The organism is Flavobacterium xizangense, from assembly GCF_054075145.1.
Map to the genome: position 1 here is coordinate 1 of NZ_JBSIPG010000326.1, position 236 is coordinate 236.

General features: G+C 21.6%; 1 protein-coding gene. It reads right to left on the reverse strand.

From position 1 onward, the window contains the following. Positions 1 to 236, reverse strand: a 236-nt coding sequence (locus tag ACWA1B_RS23630) for a hypothetical protein (protein WP_456911134.1), incomplete at both ends; no start/stop codon positions are given.

Below are 236 nucleotides of genomic sequence, written 5' to 3' on the forward strand. Positions count from 1 at the left end.
TGTCCACAAAGGAACATCATAAAAATATTCATCAAAATCACCTTTATTTATTTTGTAAGTAAATTTAGTTTTCATTTTTGATACTAATGATGTTAATTCTTTATATGTTAGCTTATCTACATTAATATTTTTACTTTCATTATCGGTTGCTATTTCTATAAATAAATTTCCTCTATCATATTTATATCTGTAGGTATGAAATTTATCTTTTCCAAACTTTGTTATTGAATATATTG